Genomic DNA, 17,878 nt, shown 5'->3' on the forward strand with positions numbered 1-17,878 from the left:
ACTGATTCATCTTAACAAAAAAGAAGCCCGGAATACATTCCGAGGCTTCCTTTATATTCAGGAACATTTTTATTAAAAAGGCTCTACGAGCGGCGTATATCCGGATGGAATATTGGTTTCCGCTGTACGCTCCGTAATGACCTGTGGATACATCTTGTCCGGGTCTGGCTGGATAATCTGATATTTAATTATCGCTTTGCCATCCTTCCCAAGCTCTACCTTCTTGATCTCAAGTCCATAGCCCGGATTAGGCAGCTCCAAGCTGAGCTTGACCTTAATCGTCTTCTCATCTACGGTTTGGGAAGTCACTTCAGGTACATAAGCCTGCTGGCCGCTCCCCGGAATATCCGTACCTGGTTTTTCCTCAGAACCCCCGCCGTTTCCATAACGATCTACAACCTCGAGTGCGTTAAATACCATTTCCGCTGCCTCCATTCGGGTCAGCTCTTCATCCGGTCTGAATTCATCCTTATCGTTCAAACTGACGATATTCATGTTCAGCAAGGTTTGAATTGAGCTCTCATATTCCTTGTTGATCTTGTCACCATCGGCAATGAAGTTGTAACGAAGAATCGAAGGATAGGTTCCTGTCGTATTGAGCCCTTCATACAGCAGCTGGGCAAACACTTCTCGCGTCAAGCTGTTACTCGCATCGAATTGTTCAGGAACGGACAGACCGTGTGCTTTGGCAGCATTCACTGCTCCATCATACCAGCGTACGGCTTCAGCATTTGCTTCATCTTTCAGGTCATAAGCATTTACGATCATTTGAATACCCTGCGCCTCAGTCAACCGCTGCTCTGGATGAAACAGCTGGCTCGTCACTCCGCTCACAATCCCTTTGCTTCTCAGTGAATCCAACAGACTTAGCTGCTCCTTCGAGCTGACATCATCAAAGGCATAAGCGGACGCTCCGCCCAGTGCCATCGCAATACTCATTGCAGCTACAGATGCTTTAATCGTTCTACGCTTCATTAGTAACCAGCCTCCATCTTTAGTCAATCTATATTTTCCATCTCGATTTACACTCTAAACGAGCTCCGGCTCCAAAATGTTTCACTTGCCCCAGGTTCTCCGCTCCATATCCTTAATTAACCTTAGATTGAAGTCTCTCCATCCGTCTCTTAAATTATTTCCACTGATATTTACATATTTGATGGTTTGACAACGAAGGTATTATGCATAAGAATTAAATGTATGTTGTTTACCGATGAATCTTCTAGCTTTCGGTTAGGAATGCGAACAAAACGTTTATGTATGTGAAGGGGCATGCATGCTTTTTTTTGATAAAAAAGGCATCTGCCCTTTTCTTGCCGTGTCTAACTAAAAAAATAAGGAGATGACTTGCCTTATGCAAGATCGAAGTATGCTTCGCCATTATGTCGGTTCTCACTGGCCTTCCTACCTCGCTGCCATCCTGCTGATTATCATCTCTAATATTGATCAGGCTTTACTCCCCCGTGTGGTTGGTAATTTTACAGATGAACTCCAGCTTCAAACACTCACCATGGAAAAAATTATTTATTACAGCCTGCAGCTGCTCCTCATTGCCATCTCTTATAATGCGCTGTTTGGCCTGGGTCAATTTATGATAATGCGGCTCGGACGCAGATTTGAGTACGTCACTCGTGAGAAGCTGTTCGGTAAATTTTCTGAGCTGAGTGAGAAATATTTTGCCAAGCAAGGTACGGGAAAACTGCTCAGCTATGTGATGAACGATGTAACCTCGGTACGTGAAGCGATTTCAAATGGAATTAACCAGACAACGAACGCTGTCTTCCTGCTCCTGTCCTGCATTGTCATGATGATGATTGACGGAATCCCCCTAACTCTGATTGCAATCAGCGTCGGTCCACTGCTTGCCATTCCGGTGCTCGTTGTCTATTTCGGACCACGGATCCGCGAGAGATCCAAGCATGTGCAGGAAGCACTTGCATCCATGACCGAGTCTGCTGAAGAGCAGCTAGGCGGGATTCGAGTAACCAAGACCTTTGCCATAGAGGAGACCCAGCAGAACCGATTCGGTGCCTCTGTTGATGCCATCCGGGATAAGCAGCTGCGGCTCGTAAGGCTGTCCTCTTTGTTTCAAGCCCTTCTGCCCCTGCTCGGGGCCGTGTCTCTAGTCATCTCCATTGTCATCGGCGGTTATATGACGATACAGAATACGATCAGCCTGGGAAGCTTCGTCGCGCTAACTCTGTATCTGCGCATGATTATGGGTCCCCTTCAGCAGATTGGGAATGTGATCAATATGATGCAGCGGTCCAGCGCATCGCTCGACCGGGTAAATAACCTGCTGGCTGAAATTCCGGATGTCCAAGAAGTGCCGGATGCTGTTCCTCTAAGCAAGGTGGAGGATATTACGATTCGTAATCTATCCTTCAAATATCCTGGAAGCAAGGAACATGCCCTGCATAACATCAATCTTACCCTTCCCGCTGGCAAAACCATCGGCATTGTGGGCCGCACAGGCAGCGGCAAGAGTACACTCGTCAAGCTGCTGCTGCGAGTCTACGAGCCGCCTGCTAACACCGTTTTTATCAGCGGTCTTGATATCAGGCAATTAACGCTTGAGAGTCTCCGTTCCAAATTGTCCTATGTTCCGCAGGACGGGTTCCTGTTCAGTACGACGATTCGGGATAATATTGCCTTCAGCGACCGCAGTGCATCCCAGACTGAAGTAGAAGCTCCGGCGAAGCAGGCGATGATCTTTGATAATATCATCCAGTTTCCGAAGCGATTCGATACCCCTCTCGGGGAACGCGGAGTCACCTTATCTGGAGGACAACGTCAGCGGACCAGTCTCGCAAGAGGACTGATGAAGAAGGCACCCTTGCTGATTCTTGATGATAGTATGAGTGCTGTCGATGCCGTAACCGAAACCGGAATATTGAACAGCTTGAAGAAGGAACGAAAAAACAAATCCACACTCATCATTTCTCACCGCATCAGCGCGGTCAAGCATGCCGATCTCATCGTCGTTCTGGAGGAAGGACGGATCGTGGAGCAAGGCAGCCATCGGCAGCTCATGTCACTGGGCGGACAATATGCATCCCTTGCCCGCATTCAGGAGGAGGGGTTAAATCATGGCATCTAAACCGAATCGGAGTGCATTTCGTGAAATATTAAGCTATGGCCGGCCGCACCGGATGAAGTTTGTACTCATCTTCTTCTGTTCGCTGCTCGGTATAGCCGCTGAGCTGTCACAGCCATATCTGATCAAGATCGCAATCGATGATCATCTTGCTATCGGAAATACAGAGCTTCGTTTTCTCATCTACATTGCTGTTCTTTACTTGGTTCTATCCATAATTAGCTTCATATTTACGTATATCCAGAACAATCTGCTCCAATTCACCGGGCAGAGCATTGTCGCATCGCTGCGCAGGGATCTATTCAAGCACATCACACGAATGTCCATGTCCTTCTTTGACCGCAGACACAGCGGCAGCCTGGTCACGAACGTATCCAGTGATACCGAAACGATCAGCCAGTTCTTTACTCAGGTGCTGCTCAGTCTGATTCGTGACGGCATGATGCTCATTATGATTCTCTTTTTTATGTTCCAGCTGGATGTTACCCTTGCAGCTTACTCCTTGGCTGTACTTCCGGTCATTGCGATCGTCGCCGTCCTGTTCCGTAATTATTTAAAGGAGACCTATCAACAAGCAAGAACCCGGCTGTCCAGACTTGTCGCCTTTATTGCAGAGAACCTGTCAGGAATGTTCTTGATTCAGGCTTTTCATCAGGAGAAGGAGCAGCTGAAGCAATTCAACAAGCAGAATGAAAGCTACTATTCGGCCAATATTCGTCAGGTCCGCTCCAACGTTATATTTAACCGGACCTTTGATATACTGGGCAACATCGCTCTTGTATTGATGGTCTGGCTAGGGGGGCAGGCTGTGCTCGGCAAATCTCTTGAAGTCGGTGTGCTGTACGCCTTTATCAGCTATATCCGTCAGTTTTTTCAGCCGATTAACCAAATTACGATGCAATGGAATACATTCCAGTCCACCACCGTTTCCATGGAAAGAATATGGAGCATTCTCAGTACTGAGCCCGAAATTCCAGATCCGAAGGATGTGGATACCGTAAAATTGAACGCGGATCAAGTGAAGGGCAAGATCACATTCGACGATGTGTCCTTTGGTTATTCAGCGGACCAGCCTATCATTCATCAACTGAATCTTACGATACGGCCTGGAGAAATGATTGGTGTCGTAGGCACGACTGGTGCGGGCAAGAGTACGGTGATCTCTCTGCTGAACCGTTTCTATGATGTAACAGAGGGCAGCATTCTAATCGATGATATCGATATTCGGCGGCTGCCACAGCAGAGCCTTCACCGGATGGTCGGTCTCATTCAACAGGAGCCCTTCCTCTTCTCAGGCTCAATCATTGATAATGTACGGATGTTCCGTGAGGAGATCAGCCGTGAAGAAGTCATCGAGGCGTGCAGCTATGTGGGTGCAGATCTGATGATCTCCAGATTGCCGGAGGGCTATGATACGCATCTGTCAGAGCGAGGAAGCGGACTATCTGCGGGAGAACGGCAGCTCATATCCTTTGCCAGGATTGTTGTCTTCAAGCCCCGCATTCTCATATTGGATGAAGCAACAGCAAATCTTGATTCCCATACCGAGCAGCTGGTTCAGTCTGCACTTGATTCGGTTTCCGCCGGAAGGACGACGATCGTCATTGCGCACCGGCTGTCCACCGTGATGCATGCAGACCGTATTCTGGTCATGAAGGATGGTTCCATTGTCGAGTCTGGTACGCATCCGGAGCTTATGCGGCTTGGCGGCTATTATAGAGAACTATACGATCATGCCCTGGAATCCGGTACGGCTTCCAAGGAACATACGCATAATGATGCAGGATAGACCTGCTGTCCACTAGAGCCGACTCGCGATTTTTCTGCCGAGTCGGCTATTGGTTCATGACGCAAAAGCTGGACTTTGGATGCAGTTCTCCATTACGAGCCTCTTACAAAAGTCCTGTTTTATCCGACTTTCGTTGCCAATGCAGCGTTTCTGACCTTACAATTAATGGGTATATATACCAAGTTGATGACTTCACAGCTTCTATATAAGTAAGAACCCACTATACAAACGAGGTGAACAAGGTGACTAGAATTGTTGTCCCTCCTGAACGAATCCAGGAAATATCACAGCAATTTGCTCAAGCTTCTACGCTCACTAGCAGTATGATCTCTAACCTGAACGGACAGATTCTGTCTTTGCAGAGCAGATGGGCAGGCATTACGCAAGAACGTTTCTTTCAAGAATTCCAGGTTGCTCGCGGACAAATGGAGAGCTTCACCACTTCTGTTGCCTCCATTGGAACTGAGCTTCGCTCCATTGCTGTTAAATTTGCCGAAACCGATCAGACGGCAGGCAACGGAATACATACGGACGGTAATTCTCAAGGACAAAATCCGAAGGAAACCCTGTCGAACTTATTTAATCAAGGGGAAAATGCTTGGAGTACTGCTAACGGCATTCGCGGGAACTTGGCACTCGCAGGAACAGGCATGTACAGCCTTTTGGCAAGCACGCTTGTGCTGACCAAAACCGTTGAATTCAAGCGCAGTCCAAAGAATCCTACCCGTGCAGTTGTCCATAATGCCAAGTGGGTCAATGGCAAGGGTCCGAATACTTTTCTTAGAAACATGGCACGTCGAATGGATAAACAGTTCCGCAATCCTGGACTTGTCATGAAGGGACTTAAAGGTTTCGATAAGCTGGCAGGGACATTGAAAATGGGGAAGCTTGGGCTCGGCTTCAGTAAAGCGAACAGTTTCCCTCAGTGGACTCGTAATGTTGTAGCTGGTGTACCCAAAGGACAATACGGAATGAAAATATCTGCCATTCCCAAGATGATCGGGAAGAGACTGTTTCCGATTAACGTCGGACTTAATGTATTCGATGAAGGAGTTAAAACCGTCTCAAAAATTAAAGCGGGAACCCTTACCGGTACGGATATCGCCGTATCTGCTTCCAATGTCGTAATAAAATCTGCTGCTGCGGGGGCTGGTGCTGTTGCTGGAGGAGCCTTGGGTGGGCTTTTATTTGGACCAGTGGGTGCAGCTGTAGGAGCTTACGCAGGAGGGACTATTGGGGCAACAGTCGGGGGTGATATCGCTAGAATAGCAGAAAAAGGTATAAAGTGGGTTAGTGGACTATTCAAATAATTTTTGGAGGCATCTATGATTTATGTAACCTATCCTCGCAAAACAGCTATACTTTTTACATTTGCAGGGTTGCTGTTTGTACTCGGCGGTATTTATATTGTTTGGTCCCTCATATATAGAGACAATGGTGTTCTGACTCAGTTATATTATTTATCTGGAGCGTTTCTTTGTTTCTGGTTTATGGGACCTCTTTTTTATTGGAACCTACTTAACTCAATTAGTAGAAGTACCACTCTGTTCTCTTATAATGAAGAGGGTATTCAGCTGAACAATGGGAAGAAAATAACCTGGAGCAATATTAAAAAGATTGAGCATATTGACGGCAAAATGAGTCGATTTATTCTGCCCGTCCCTTCTCACTTCCTGCTTACTACAAGTCATGGAGAAATCAAAATAACTACTCATAACCTGCTGAGAACAAGGGAAAGCATTGTGCTCAAAGAGCTCCGTACCACCTGGAATCAAAATAAAAACAAAACCTAATCTATAAGCTACTCTGCTTAGGAAGTGCATTCGAGTTTTATGCCGAAGGGCATGTCGCATATAGCTCTGCAAAAAAGAATGTAACCGAGCTGGGCTACTTCCTTTTGGAGGCAGTATACTATCATGACTTCTGTTACCTTTGAACGCAAAACCGCAATACGTAATACTCTTATCTGCTTCGTTTTTATTATTGTCGGTTTATTTCTTACCTGGGAAGTCATTAATGGCAGGCATAGTATGATCTTTAGATTTTATTATGCTTCTGGCGCTTTCCTAGCTTTTTGGTTTATGGGCCCTCATTTTTATTGGAGCGCTGTCAGGACGGTCGGCAGTAATATTTTGTTTTCCTATAATAAAGAAGGTATTGTACTAAACGACAATCAGACCATCCCTTGGCATCAGATCAAGAAGCTTGAGAGCATTGAGGGGAAAATGAATAAATTCCTGCTTCCCGTACCCTCTCACTTTCTTGTTGTACTGAACGACCAGTCCGAAAAAAGGATTTATACTTACAGTCTGCTGAAAGACAAGGACACAGAGGTACTTAAGGTACTACGTTCAGCCTGGAATCAAAATAGAAAATCATGACCACTCCAAAAGTTTGAACCCATTCAAAACTGTCCTATATTTTATGGAGGCAGATCATGACTAAAGTGACTTATCATCGTAAAAATGCTATTATTCACACCTTGATATGTCTCCTCTTTTTTCTTATCCAGAGCCTTTCTTGCAAAAATCATCTATTAATCAGCCAAAATATCGTTAGCAAAAGGAGATCTTATGGACAAATCATTAATTACGTTATCCATCGAAGAGTTTGGTTTTGCACTGGCTTCCTTGGGCGCAGATGATGTCGCAGCCGGCCTGCTGAAACCGATGTACGGTGAACTTAAAGAAAATGAATGGGAGCTAGTGCTGAGAGCAGCATCTCATAGTCTTCTATCCAAAGGCCTCATCGTACGTATGGAAGAAAATGAAATTGAATTCGTCCCTGAGCTTCTGGATATGCTTGTTCATTTTGCGAAGAGCCGGAGCATGCTGAGAGGCTACACCGATTGGGACGGCCAGGAGAAAGTTCTGACAATTCATAAAGGAACCGAATCAGGAGATCCGTACCTCTATCACTTATCTATTGATCAGCGCATTCACCTATTTACTTGGACAGAGCCGAGTGAATGGGAAGAGGAATTATATCGCCTATACGTGGGACAAGCACGCACTCTCCCGCTTGACACCTCCTCCCGTTTCCAGCTGCCTGAATCACAGTGGAGCCAATTGACAGAGAACCCTTCTCTTGAAAATGCCGATCGTTTAATCAACGAATGGTCTGTCAATGCCGCGGATAAGGATCTGATTGTATCCTGGTGCACCGATTTTCAAGCATCCGGACGAAGCCTGGATAACCTCAGCATTATGAATTATTCACAGGAAGAGCTGCCGGCTGCAGAGAGTATTTTGCTCCTGCTCCATACAGACAATCATTTCTGGAGCGTATATGATACACCACAGGAATCAGATGCCGAAACGCTCATCACTATTGAACGTACTGGTGAGAACAGCCTCCGGAATCAGCTTCAGGGCATGATCAAGCAATTTGCCAATCAGTAATACCTAATTGTATAGCTCACCTCCTTATCCTGCATGAACAGGTATAAAATTCAGGTTTGCTTGAAAAAATACTTGAGTATGCGAAGATGGGAGGAGGTGTGTTACTGATGAGCAAGTCTAAGAACCAAGCTACAAAAGCCGAGGTCAACTCCACGAAGCTGAACAAGCTGCCGGTACCTGGGGAGAATGACACTGAATTTTCTGCTGAAGAAGCAGCTCATGTGTTTGAGAAGCAGCCTTCATCCCAAAATAACAATCTGGAGCAGGATCCAAATCTGTAGTTCAACAGAGCTGAACCTCTCTATACCAAAATAAAAGCTTCACGGCCACCTTATGCCGTGAAGCTTTTTTTCACATTACCTGCGCAGCGCATTGGAGCTGACTACCCCATAACGGGACAGAAGTTTTCGTCCGATCAGTCCTACGATTCGATCCGTGAGAAATCCCATGAGCCCCAGGCACAAGAGTCCAACAAAGATCCAGTCGGTGCGGAAGAAGAGGCGTGAGTTCCAGATCAGGTAACCCACTCCCTCATTGGAAGCAATCATCTCTGCTCCAATAATCGCCATGAAGGAGGTCCCCATAGCTAACCGAATGCCTGTGAACATATAAGGCACGGTCGCTGGAACAATGACATGAAGAACAATTTGCCACTCTGACGCCCCCATGCTTCTGGCTGAACGAATCTTATCCTCTTCCACAGACAGAACACCCGTGAGCGTATTCAGTGTGACGATAAAAAAGGTTGCGTACAGAATGAGCATAATTTTGGACGTCTCCCCGATGCCAAACCAGACAAGGAACAGTGTAATGAAGGCAATCGGCGGAATGAACCGGATAAAATTCAGAAACGGCTCGGCGAATAGCCGGATCGCATTCACCTTCCCAATGGTAATGCCTACGGGTATAGCCAGGAGACTGCCAAGAGTCCAGCCCAGAAGCACCCGGTACGAGCTGATTCCTATATATTGGAGCAGTGTACCATCCATGAACAGCTCATAACCGCCTTGCAGTGTATAGATTGGTCCCGGTAGAATTTCTGGTTCATATACAAGTGACAGCAGATGCCACAGGATGATAAGTGCGAACCAGAAGGTGATATGCAGTGCAGCTTTTTTATACTTGTTCATAAAAATCTCCGCCTTCCGATATCCGCTTTATTCATCAAAATGGGATTGAATTTGGTTATAGACTTCATGAAACTCAGGTGCAGACAGATCTCTAGGATAGGCAAAAGGGACATCATACACATCCGTAATTTTGGAGGAGGGACCTGCAGACATAATACCAATTCGCTGCCCAAGAAGCAGCGCTTCCTGAATATCATGTGTTACAAAAATCACCGTCTTGTCTGTCTCCTGCCAGATCTTCACGAGCTCTCGCTGCATCGTTCGTCTCGTCATCGCATCCAGCGCACCAAAGGGTTCATCCATCAGTAAAATAGCGGGGTCATTGGATAGAACTCTGGCCAGCTGAACTCTCTGCTTCATGCCGCCTGACAGCTCCCTGGGGAACTTGTGCTCATGGCCCGCAAGACCTACCATGGATATATATTGATCCGAAATTTGCTTGCGTGCTGCAGCCGGTATCCGCTTCATTCGAAGACCAAACTCCACATTCTCCCTCACCGTAAGCCAGGGGAACAGGGAAGAGTCCGCCTGCTGAAATACAACCGCACGATCCTGTCCCGGTCGTTCAACCTCTTTCTCCCCAACCTTGACCTGCCCTGATGTCTTGGACACGAATCCTGCGATCAGACTGAGCAAAGTAGATTTACCGCAGCCGCTTGGACCAAGCAGGATAAAGAATTCTCCTCCTTTGACGGTCAAATTAACGTCCTGAATGATGTAATGGAGCTCCCCTTGAGCCTGTTGAGTAAAACTCTTATTAAGCTGCTCGATATAGATCTCATTGGCGCTTGCTGCTGCTCTCATACGTATCCCCTCCTTATTCCACTTCAACCCGATCCGGAAAAGCGGTGCGAATCAGATCCAGATTTATCTTCTCTTTCAGATCAAAATCCGTTTCAATCGTACCCGAACCTATCATGTATTCCTTCTGTCCGACCAGTCCTTCATAGGCCTTCTCGCTAAACCCAACGTTCCATGGATTATTGGGCAGGTCCTTCAGCGTAGCTTCTCTCGGCTGCTTGACTTGCTCATACAGAATATCAGCCGTTTCATCGGGATTAGCTTGGGCGTATTTAGAAGCTTCGTCCAGCGCTTTTAGAAAAGCAACCATGCCTTCTTTGTTATTTTCCAGCACTTCATTGGATGCAATTAATCCCGTACCCAGCCGCACAGGCGTCTGTGACATATCTGTCAATACATGAGCTTCCTCCAGTGCGCTGAATTTCTCATTCAGCACAGCCCCGTATATCCAGGTTGCGTCAATTTCTCCTTTTTGAAGAGCTACATAAGCTTCGTCAAATGCCCCTTGGCCTATGAGCTCAACCTCGGATAAGGACACTCCATTCTCGGATAGATACACATCCCATAAGTAAGGAATAAAGGTACCTCTGGAGAAGCTCAGCTTCTTCCCCTTCAAATCCTCCGCACTCTTGATCTCATTGCGCACATAGAGCTTCCACTCCTTGGCGCCTTGATCGGTAGCGCTGCCTGAAGAAGCGAAGATGGAGTAGTCTCCCTTGCTCACTGCATTAATAAGCGGATAATCCGCTCCAAAAGCAACATCTACCTGTTTAATGAAGAGCGAGTTAATTCCTTCTGCAGGTGTTGCAAAAGTGATAAGCTCTGCGTCAATCCCGTGTTTGTCGAAGATCCCCTTGCTCTTGGCCACACGAAATATCGGATTTGTTGAAATATCTGCAATTCGGAGCTTAAGCTTACTGCCTTGCCCTTCTGCAGAAGTTCCGCAGCCGCTAAGCAGTGAGACCGTAAGAACAAGGGCAGCAAGAAGGCTTACATAACGGATGATCGCTCTCGATTTACTCATTTTGATCCCCGTCCTTTCGCTGCGTGACTTCGTCCTGAGTCGCTACGCAGAAGGCTCCCTCACCATAGGATTCCGTTCCCAGTATTTCAACGGCACTGACCGCTCCTCTTGGAGCTGCACCAGGCAATCGGAAATCCGCGACATCCAGTGGAGCAATTTCCACTTCAACAGGCTGTTCGAGCTGGGGAACCCAGTGATAAGGAACTCGGTAAGCGCGATAAACCATATTGGCATTTATTTTATTTTTGTATGGAGAGATGTACTCCCACACAATCTCATGCTCTCGTGTGACTTCAAAGATTCGGCCATCTGCTCCTTCGGTAATAAGCGTATTTCCATTCGGAAGGCGCTGGGCGGAGCTGATATAGGGGCTGTAGAACCGGTAAGCATCAAGAGGTACAATATATCCTGCCTCTGCCGGTGTATACTGCCATTCAATTTCGAGCGTAAGCGGGTTGATCTCAAGAATTCGGGAGTAGTCACGACGTGCTACCTTTACGCCGTCCGGTGCTTCCGGGTTCGGAGCTCCGAAGCCGGCCCAGCCCCCGTTATCGAACACAAGAATATTTCCTTCTCCAGGCAATCCTTGAGGTATCAGATGAGCATGGTGCTGTCCAATGATCCATCCGATCTGCTTAAGCTCCTCTGTCCCATAGTCAGGTCCCAGCTTCCATACGATGCTGCCTGTCTTCTTATCCGTAATGGCGATAATATTCGTCTCCCGCGCATCCCATATAATATTATCCGGATGGAATCGTTCATCGCCCGCATCGTAGTGCTTATTAGGTCCTAGAACCGATGCTGAATTGATATGCATCCAGTCTCCGGCATGACTACCAAAGCCTCGGGAGTTCGGATCGCGGTAAAGTGATCTTTTGGCATCCTCATCGAATCCGAGCTCTTCAAAGTGGTCGCTCACTGACCATTCCCATACGATGTTTCCTTCCCAGTCCACTTCAATAATGATGTCATCCAGCAGCTCCTTATCAGATATTTCTGGGCGGTGTACGTTCTTGTGAGCGAGAATGATCGTATTGCCGGAGTCTATCTTCGGCTCCTGACCAGGGACATAATAGCCTACCGGATTCCCTTCGCGCTGGTAATCATGATGCTGGCGAGCCATCCACTCTCCTTCATGACCTGGATCCTCAATCCACTCCTGCCGATCAAACTTCCAGACAATATTGCCATCCCAGTCGACCTGGACCAGATTTGCTTCATCCTGAAATCCGTATTTTGGATCTCTTTCCTTCGTGCTTCCCAGCACATATCCGCCTGGAAAAAGCTTGTTCGGAAATCCTCTTAATCCCTTCCACAGCCGCACTTCTCTGCCGTTCATATCAATAAGCATTGCTCCCGTATCTGCTGCTTGAAAAATCGTGTACCCGCCCCATGCCTTCTCTGGCAAATATACCGTTGCCCCTGTTGGATAAATCGTTGGATGTCCCATATTCATTTCTCCCCTCATATTTGTGGTTTAACTAGCAAAGGATCATATAATTGCAGCAATTCTTATTATTTTTAGTAGGATATAAATCGGTTGGGTCTGTCTAATTCACTGTCTGATTGACTCTCTGACTCATTCACTGATTTAGCGGTTGTCTGATTCACGGACGCTTCTATCCGTTTAATCACATTGTCTGACAACCCCTCTACCTGTACATTCAGTCGGTTCAGAAAAGTGACAGCAGACTTAAGCTCCTCGTTTGTAAAGCATCCAAAAATCTCATCAATGATAATGGAGCCGCTATCCTTGTTCCGCATGATCATTTCCCTACCCGATGGAGTAATTCCGAGAACTACAGATCTCCGGTCGGTATCACTCCGCTTGCGTATGGCAAAGCCACTTGCCTCCAGCTTGTCACATAAGGCAGTCACCGCTCCTGAGGTAAAATCAAGCTGCTCTGCAAGTTCTCCAAGCCGCTGATCACCTTCACGCAAGACCGTATTCAGGATAAGAATACCTGGGAGGGATATGCCTTCCACCGATACCTTGTCTCTCTCCTTCACAAATCTTCGTACCACTTTGCGGAACAAATAATCGACTTCTTCCAGCAGAATCCAATCCTTCTCCTGCATATCGCTCCTTTCAGGTGCATACCATGGAATGCAAAAAGGCCCCTAGCACCTCTTCACGCATGCATTCGCATCACGAAGAAAGAGATGGTTAGGAGCCTTTGGTTGGTCCAATCGGCTGACCGTTATGTATTCAGTTAATTAGGCATATGGTATGAATCAAATGTTGATCTTTCGCTTCATACCAAATGCTTCAGTATTAAAATAACGATTGCTTAATTAATGAACATTTACTTAATGACCTCTCATTTAATGAGTTGTGGTGTAAATGTCTTGTTGCAAGATTAAACCAATTAATCCAACCTGTCAAGTATGTTTTTATATAAAAAAGCCTTGAACTCAGAATTGCGGTAGAATTCGTTTGAATTTGAGAAAGAAGCAATCAACATCATAAATGAATATACGAATGGGCCTAGGATCCGCCGAGTGTTTCGTGCGCTCGGTCTTACGGCAGCTTCTTTCTATTTTCAGCTACTGCTTAATATTTTTTAACTGCTTTTGTAAATCAAAATTATCGGGCTTAGGAAGATAAGCCCACTTTTCTCCATTTTGAATCCATTCTTTTAGATAACCCTCGTAGGTATATCCTTGATCATCATCGTGAAAGCCAAACTCAAATCCACAGCATGGGCAAACGATGAATGACTTCTCTCCAGTTTCATATATGGGAGGGTCCTCCAGTTTGTTGTATCCACAAACAAGACAAGTGTATGTATTCATGTTTATACCTTCTCACTAATTTATTTGGAGCCTGTTTCTTTAAGATAATACTTCACTCCAATCTTAACTAGTATATACGTTACTTTAGAAAAAGGATTGTCGCCACATGCCTTGCCTGCATCTATTCCGGGAATCAGCAGACAACTTACGATCCGAACCCACATTTACCTCGCAGCACTACTTACAAAAAAAGGCCAGAGCTTCTCATACTTGTGACTCTGGCCTCACCCCCGCCCCCCCATACAAGGGGATGCGATGATGTTTTGAGGTTTCCCTCCAGCGATTAGCGGAGAGGTGATTGTGGAGAGAGGAAGCGTCAGCGCTCGTTTTTTGGCTGCTGATTCCTTCCTTGCCTGGAGTATAATCCGGGAATCAGCAGACAACTTACGATCCGAACCCACATTCACCTCGCAGCCCTACTTACAAAACAAGGCCAGAGCTTCGCATACTTGCGGCTCTGGCCTCACCCCCGCCCCCCCATAAAAGGGGATGCGAAGGTGCCTTTGAGGTTTGCCTCCAGCGATTAGCGGAGAGGTGATTGTGGAGAGAGGAAGCGTCAGCGCTCGTTTTTTGGCTGCTGATTCCTTCCTTGCCTGGATATAATCCGGGAATCAGCAGACAACTTACGATCCGAACCCACATTCACCTCGCAGCCCTACTTACAAAAACAAGGCCAGAGCTTCGCATACTTGCGACTCTGGCCTTCAACCCCTCCCCCATAAAAGGGGATGCGATGATGTTTTGAGGTTTCCCTCCAGCGATTAGCGAAGAGGTGATTGTGGAGAGAGGAAGCGTCAGCGCTCGTTTTTTGTCTGCTGATTCCTTCCTTGCCTGCATCTATTCCGGGAATCAGCAGACAACTTACGATCCGAACCCACATTTACCTCGCAGCCCTACTAACAAAAAAAAGGCCAGAGCTTCGCATACTTGCGGCTCTGGCCCCCACCCCCGCCTCCCAACAAAAGGGGATGCGATGATGTTTTGAGGTTTCCCTCCAGCGATTAGCGGAGAGGTGATTGTGGAGAGAGGAAGCGTCAGCGCTCGTTTTTTGGCTGCTGATTCCTTCCTTGCCTGGAGTATAATCCGGGAATCAGCAGACAACTTACGATCCGAACCCACATTCACCTCGCAGCGCCCTTAGCTGGAGTAAATTATGTTCAGTTTTTTCAAAACCTCAACTCTTACTTCGCACTCACCTTCAACCGAATGACATTCCAGCTCGCCTTAGCAAGCTGTGCAGTTACCGTCGTACGATCGACGACTGCATTTCCATTCTTATGAGGAGCTACGCGATCTGGCTGCCCTGCTGTATTCACTGCTTTCAGATCATCGCTTTCGAGTACAATATGCTCAATGATCTGGCATTGGCCGAAGCTGCGCAGATCCACTTCCACAGGCAAAGACTCATCGAGATGACGGTTTACAGCAAAGACGGTAACCTCCTCGGACTCTTCATTATGGATCGCAATCGCTTCAAGGTAAGGAACGTCTGTAATTTCCTTCGTATCATATTTAGGAGATTGAATCAACGGCACAAGGGCTTGACCACGACCGTATACAGAAGTGTGCAGATAAGGGTAATAGATCGTTTGTTTCCAAGCAGCACCGCCATTCTCAGTCATAATCGGAGCAATGACATTGACCAGCTGAGCGAGACATGCCATTCTCACACGGTCGGAATGCTTGAGCAAGCTGATCAGCATACAGCCAACAAGCAGTGCATCCTCATGATTATAGACGTCCTCGAGCTGTGGAGGAGCAATTTGCCATGGATCCATCTTGCTGTCGTTCTCATTGGAGTGGAACCATACATTCCATTCATCGAAGGAGAGGAGCATCTTCTTCTTGCTGCGCTTCTTCGCTTTGATATAATCACAGGTTGCGGTTACAGTCTCGATAAACCGATCCATTTCAAGGGATCTCGCCAGGAACAACGCAGAGTCTTGTTCACGATTTCCGTAATATTGGTGCAAAGATAAGTACTCTACATGATCATAGGTATGATCAAGCACAGTCGCTTCCCATTCGGGGAAAGTCGGCATGTTGATGCTGGAGCTTCCACAGGCTACGAGTTCAATGGTCGGATCTACCCACTTCATGACCTTGGCCGCCTCAAGCGCGACTCTACCATATTCTTCTGCCGTTTTATGTCCAATCTGCCATGGGCCATCCATCTCATTACCAAGACACCAGGTCTTAACATTGTGCGGATCCTTGTAACCATGCTTAATACGCAGATCACTGTAGTAGGAGCCGGAAGGATGATTGCTGTACTCGACAATATTACGAGCAGCGTCTACTCCACGTGTACCCAGGTTAACGGCCATCATGACCTCGGTATTAGCCTTCTTCGCCCAATCCACGAATTCATTGAAGCCAAACTCATTGGTTTCCACTGTACGCCATGCCAGCTCGAGACGGCGTTTACGATCTTCCTTCGGACCTACACTGTCTTCCCAATTGTAACCGGATACAAAATTCCCCCCTGGATAACGGACAATCGGAACCTGAAGATCCTGGATAAGTCTCATTACATCCTGACGTAAACCTGCTTCATCCGCAGTCTCATGACCTGGTTCGTAAATTCCTCCGTATACCGCACGCCCTAAATGCTCTATAAATGAGCCATAAATTCGTTTATCTACTTCTGCAATTCGAAAATCTTTGTCGACGATCATCTTTGCCTTATCTGCCATGAATTATGCCAACTCCTTAAATTAATTTAATTATTAATCCTTTAAGTAACTCATAATTCCCTCTTTTATTAAAATCCAAATAAAACTTAAATGCAATAACAATTTTGAATTTTATAAAATATAATTGAATTTATTTAATAGTTAATCCTATAATAAGAGTTAAGAATTAATCAACGGATTCAGGAGCGAATAGAACTTATGATAAGAGCAAATGCTGAGGATAAATGGCTTCCTCTGTATGAAGCGTTAGCCAGCGGTGTCCGGCTATCCATCATCCGGCTTCTTGCAGAGCAGCCTATGAATATTAAGGAGCTTGCTGCCTCTCTAGACTTAAGCAGTGCAATTGTAACCAGCCACGTCCGCAAACTGCAGGATGTCGGTATTGTTGAATCCAAAATGATTCGCAAGGATGGCGGAACACATAAGATCAATTCTCTGGCCGTCGATTGGATTGAGATTGTGATGCCGAATAAGGTTCAGCAGCTAGCACGCAAGTATAAGGAAACCTCTATTCCGATTGGGCATTATACCGAGTTTGAGGTGTATCCGACCTGTGGATTGTCAACAACAGAAAAAGTCATTGGACAGTATGATGATCCGCGTTATTTTCTCGATCCCGAACGTGTGAATGCACACATCTTATGGTTTGGCCGAGGATATGTAGAATATAAAATCCCTAATTACCTGCTGCAAAACGAGCATATAACAGAGATTGAAATTTCATTTGAGATCGGTTCTGAGGCTCCTGGCGTTAACCCCAATTGGCCTTCTGACATTTCCTTTACTTTAAACGGCATACCGCTCGGAAAATGGACAAGCCCCGGAGACTCGGGACATGGCAGAGGTGTCTTCACACCGGAATGGTGGCATGATGAAGTGAATCAATATGGACTCTTGAAGGTCATTCGCATCACAAACGAGGCTACTTTTATTGATGGACAACGCATGTCGGAGATGACCATACAAGATATTCCGATAGAACGTAATCAATGGACATTCCGTCTAGCTGTTGAACAGGACGCGAAGCATGTCGGTGGATTAACATTATACGGTGAAGGCTTCGGTAATTATAATCAGAACATCATTCTGAGACTTTACCACTAAAAAAAGCCTCTTCCGCCAGGAAGAGGCTTGTCTTAGATATTAT

Annotated in this window: 16 protein-coding genes; 8 read left to right on the forward strand and 8 right to left on the reverse strand. The window is 46.4% G+C overall.

Features of this window, described 5'->3' with window-relative positions:
- Positions 1-72 precede the first annotated feature (72 nt).
- Positions 73-975, reverse strand: coding sequence for an S-layer homology domain-containing protein (locus BK126_RS08130; RefSeq protein WP_076312067.1), 903 nt, complete (start codon positions 973-975; stop codon positions 73-75).
- 376 nt (positions 976-1,351) lie between these two features.
- Here BK126_RS08130 and BK126_RS08135 point away from each other — a divergent pair, with 376 nt between their 5' ends.
- The 7 genes from BK126_RS08135 (at position 1,352) to BK126_RS29055 (ending at position 8,565) form a co-directional block, all read left to right on the forward strand.
- Positions 1,352-3,097 (forward strand): ABC transporter ATP-binding protein, encoded by a 1,746-nt coding sequence (locus BK126_RS08135; protein WP_076312068.1) that lies wholly within the window; start codon positions 1,352-1,354, stop codon positions 3,095-3,097.
- On the forward strand, positions 3,087-4,883 hold the full coding sequence (locus BK126_RS08140) for an ABC transporter ATP-binding protein (protein WP_076312069.1): 1,797 nt from the start codon (positions 3,087-3,089) through the stop codon (positions 4,881-4,883). The genes BK126_RS08135 and BK126_RS08140 overlap by 11 nt, the downstream gene beginning before the upstream one ends.
- A 242-nt stretch (positions 4,884-5,125) precedes the next feature.
- Positions 5,126-6,193 carry a WXG100 family type VII secretion target gene (locus BK126_RS08145; RefSeq protein WP_076312070.1) on the forward strand — a complete coding sequence of 356 codons (1,068 nt, stop codon included), beginning with the start codon at positions 5,126-5,128 and terminating at the stop codon, positions 6,191-6,193.
- Between the two features lie 15 nt (positions 6,194-6,208).
- Positions 6,209-6,676: a DUF5381 family protein gene (locus BK126_RS08150; RefSeq protein ID WP_076312071.1), complete on the forward strand. Its 468-nt coding sequence runs from the start codon at positions 6,209-6,211 to the stop codon at positions 6,674-6,676.
- Between the two features lie 123 nt (positions 6,677-6,799).
- A complete protein-coding gene (locus BK126_RS08155) occupies positions 6,800-7,264 on the forward strand; it encodes a DUF5381 family protein (protein ID WP_076312072.1) in 465 nt (154 codons plus the stop codon).
- A gap of 192 nt (positions 7,265-7,456) precedes the next feature.
- Positions 7,457-8,284, forward strand: a complete 828-nt coding sequence (locus tag BK126_RS08160; protein WP_076312073.1) for a hypothetical protein — start codon at positions 7,457-7,459, stop codon at positions 8,282-8,284.
- Positions 8,285-8,391: 107 nt separating this feature from the next.
- Positions 8,392-8,565: a hypothetical protein gene (locus BK126_RS29055; RefSeq protein ID WP_170862328.1), complete on the forward strand. Its 174-nt coding sequence runs from the start codon at positions 8,392-8,394 to the stop codon at positions 8,563-8,565.
- 75 nt (positions 8,566-8,640) lie between these two features.
- On the opposite strand, the gene BK126_RS08170 is transcribed toward BK126_RS29055, so the two are convergent.
- The 7 genes from BK126_RS08170 to arfA all read right to left on the reverse strand — a co-directional run bounded on the left by BK126_RS08170 (position 8,641) and on the right by arfA (position 16,731).
- Positions 8,641-9,414 carry an ABC transporter permease gene (locus BK126_RS08170; protein WP_076312075.1) on the reverse strand — a complete coding sequence of 258 codons (774 nt, stop codon included), beginning with the start codon at positions 9,412-9,414 and terminating at the stop codon, positions 8,641-8,643.
- A 27-nt stretch (positions 9,415-9,441) separates the two neighbouring features.
- Positions 9,442-10,218 (reverse strand): ABC transporter ATP-binding protein, encoded by a 777-nt coding sequence (locus tag BK126_RS08175; protein WP_047912244.1) that lies wholly within the window; start codon positions 10,216-10,218, stop codon positions 9,442-9,444.
- Positions 10,219-10,231: 13 nt separating this feature from the next.
- Positions 10,232-11,239, reverse strand: a complete 1,008-nt coding sequence (locus tag BK126_RS08180) for an ABC transporter substrate-binding protein (protein WP_083655772.1) — start codon at positions 11,237-11,239, stop codon at positions 10,232-10,234.
- Entirely contained in the window at positions 11,232-12,689 is a 1,458-nt protein-coding gene (locus tag BK126_RS08185) for an aryl-sulfate sulfotransferase (RefSeq protein ID WP_076312077.1), read from the reverse strand. Before BK126_RS08185 ends, BK126_RS08180 begins: the two co-directional genes overlap by 8 nt.
- 71 nt (positions 12,690-12,760) lie before the next feature.
- Positions 12,761-13,318 (reverse strand): MarR family winged helix-turn-helix transcriptional regulator, encoded by a 558-nt coding sequence (locus BK126_RS08190; RefSeq protein ID WP_076312078.1) that lies wholly within the window; start codon positions 13,316-13,318, stop codon positions 12,761-12,763.
- Between the two features lie 468 nt (positions 13,319-13,786).
- Positions 13,787-14,035 carry a hypothetical protein gene (locus BK126_RS08195; protein WP_076312079.1) on the reverse strand — a complete coding sequence of 83 codons (249 nt, stop codon included), beginning with the start codon at positions 14,033-14,035 and terminating at the stop codon, positions 13,787-13,789.
- Between the two features lie 1,181 nt (positions 14,036-15,216).
- Positions 15,217-16,731, reverse strand: a complete 1,515-nt coding sequence (gene arfA / locus BK126_RS08200; RefSeq protein WP_076312080.1) for an arabinosylfuranosidase ArfA — start codon at positions 16,729-16,731, stop codon at positions 15,217-15,219.
- Positions 16,732-16,929: 198 nt separating this feature from the next.
- Here arfA and BK126_RS08205 point away from each other — a divergent pair, with 198 nt between their 5' ends.
- Positions 16,930-17,835: an ArsR/SmtB family transcription factor gene (locus tag BK126_RS08205; protein ID WP_083655773.1), complete on the forward strand. Its 906-nt coding sequence runs from the start codon at positions 16,930-16,932 to the stop codon at positions 17,833-17,835.
- Positions 17,836-17,878: the final 43 nt, after the last annotated feature.

This window comes from Paenibacillus sp. FSL H7-0326, from assembly GCF_001955535.1.
GTDB classification, from domain to species: domain Bacteria; phylum Bacillota; class Bacilli; order Paenibacillales; family Paenibacillaceae; genus Paenibacillus; species Paenibacillus shunpengii.

Bases quoted from the DNA above. Each gene is read 5' to 3' on its own strand.
- BK126_RS08130 (WP_076312067.1), bottom strand. From the start codon at position 975: ATGAAGCGTAGAACGATTAAAGCATCTGTAGCTGCAATGAGTATTGCG.
- BK126_RS08135 (WP_076312068.1), top strand. From the start codon at position 1,352: ATGCAAGATCGAAGTATGCTTCGCCATTATGTCGGTTCTCACTGGCCT.
- BK126_RS08140 (WP_076312069.1), top strand. From the start codon at position 3,087: ATGGCATCTAAACCGAATCGGAGTGCATTTCGTGAAATATTAAGCTAT.
- BK126_RS08150 (WP_076312071.1), top strand. From the start codon at position 6,209: ATGATTTATGTAACCTATCCTCGCAAAACAGCTATACTTTTTACATTT.
- BK126_RS08155 (WP_076312072.1), top strand. From the start codon at position 6,800: ATGACTTCTGTTACCTTTGAACGCAAAACCGCAATACGTAATACTCTT.
- BK126_RS08160 (WP_076312073.1), top strand. From the start codon at position 7,457: ATGGACAAATCATTAATTACGTTATCCATCGAAGAGTTTGGTTTTGCA.
- BK126_RS29055 (WP_170862328.1), top strand. From the start codon at position 8,392: ATGAGCAAGTCTAAGAACCAAGCTACAAAAGCCGAGGTCAACTCCACG.
- BK126_RS08170 (WP_076312075.1), bottom strand. From the start codon at position 9,414: ATGAACAAGTATAAAAAAGCTGCACTGCATATCACCTTCTGGTTCGCA.
- BK126_RS08175 (WP_047912244.1), bottom strand. From the start codon at position 10,218: ATGAGAGCAGCAGCAAGCGCCAATGAGATCTATATCGAGCAGCTTAAT.
- BK126_RS08180 (WP_083655772.1), bottom strand. From the start codon at position 11,239: ATGAGTAAATCGAGAGCGATCATCCGTTATGTAAGCCTTCTTGCTGCC.
- BK126_RS08185 (WP_076312077.1), bottom strand. From the start codon at position 12,689: ATGGGACATCCAACGATTTATCCAACAGGGGCAACGGTATATTTGCCA.
- BK126_RS08190 (WP_076312078.1), bottom strand. From the start codon at position 13,318: ATGCAGGAGAAGGATTGGATTCTGCTGGAAGAAGTCGATTATTTGTTC.
- BK126_RS08195 (WP_076312079.1), bottom strand. From the start codon at position 14,035: ATGAATACATACACTTGTCTTGTTTGTGGATACAACAAACTGGAGGAC.
- arfA (WP_076312080.1), bottom strand. From the start codon at position 16,731: ATGGCAGATAAGGCAAAGATGATCGTCGACAAAGATTTTCGAATTGCA.
- BK126_RS08205 (WP_083655773.1), top strand. From the start codon at position 16,930: ATGATAAGAGCAAATGCTGAGGATAAATGGCTTCCTCTGTATGAAGCG.